Source organism: Cellulomonas sp. A375-1 (assembly GCF_001040865.1).
GTDB classification, from domain to species: Bacteria; Actinomycetota; Actinomycetes; order Actinomycetales; family Cellulomonadaceae; genus Cellulomonas; species Cellulomonas gelida.
Window position 1 is genome coordinate 1 of sequence record NZ_LFKW01000141.1, and the last position, 1,097, is coordinate 1,097.

2 protein-coding genes are annotated in these 1,097 nt (G+C 75.7%); both read right to left on the reverse strand.

Annotated features, from left to right (window positions below):
- Nucleotides 1-325, reverse strand: a 325-nt coding sequence (gene folB, locus CWIS_RS15290) for a dihydroneopterin aldolase (RefSeq protein ID WP_197080868.1), incomplete at its 3' end; no start/stop codon positions are given.
- Nucleotides 322-1,097, reverse strand: a 776-nt coding sequence (gene folP, locus CWIS_RS15295; protein ID WP_082156519.1) for a dihydropteroate synthase, incomplete at its 5' end; no start/stop codon positions are given. The genes folB and folP, both read right to left, overlap by 4 nt.

Genomic DNA, 1,097 nt, shown 5'->3' on the forward strand with positions numbered 1-1,097 from the left:
TTTGCACGCTGACGTCGACCGCGCTCACCGCGCCGTCGGCCAGGACGGTGGCGGCCACCCGCTCCGCGACCGTCTCGATCAGGTCCGCGGGCGGTCCCTCGATCACCGCGACCACCTGCTGCGCGAGCGCGCCGTAGTCGAGCGTGTGCGCGAGGTCGTCGCGCGCGGCCGCGCGGCGCGTGTCGAGGTGGACGACGACGTCCACGACGAAGGTCTGCCCCTCGCGGCGTTCGTGCTCGAACACGCCGTGGTACCCCGTCGCGCTCACCCCGACGAGGCGGATCTGGTCCAGGCGGTGACCCTGGGCGTCGGTCACGTCGCTCACGCGTCCTCCTGTCGTTCGCTGCCGGTGCCTGCGGTGCGTGTCGGTCCGGTGTCGATCGGCCCGGTGCCGGTCGGTCCGGTCCCGGTGTCCTCGGTCGCGGTGTCATCGGTGGCGGTGCCCTCAGCGCCCGGGCGCTGGGTGTCGGTGCGGCTGCCACCTTGCCACGCTGCGGCGACACGCACGGCGTCCGCGGACGCTGCGACCTCGTGCACGCGTACGCACCAGGCCCCGGCCGCCGCCGCGAGCGCGCTGATCGCGGCGGTCGCGTGGTCCCGGCGCAGCGGTGGCGCGGGCGTACCGTCGGGGCCCGCGAGCAGGTGGCCCAGGAAGCGCTTGCGGCTCGCGCCGACGAGCACCGGGAAGCCGTCGGCGACGAGCTCGGGGAGCCGCGCGAGGAGCGGCCAGTTCGTCGCGCCAGGCTTCGCGAACCCGAGCCCGGGGTCGAGCACCACCTGCTCGTCGCGCACGCCCGCGGCCCGCAGCGCCGTCACCCGAGCCGCGAGCTCGCGCCGCACGTCGGTCACGACGTCGTCGTACGCGTCGAGCTCGTCCATGACGTCCGCGTGCCCGCGCCAGTGCATCGCCACGAACGCGACGCCGGTCTCCGCCACGACGTCGTACATCGCGTCGTCGGCCAGTCCGCCCGAGACGTCGTTCACGACGAGCGCGCCCGCCTCGACCGCCGCCCGCGCCACCTGCGCACGCGTGGTGTCGACGCTGACGACCGCGCCGCGCCGGACCAGCTCGGTGACGACCGGCAGCACGCGCGCGC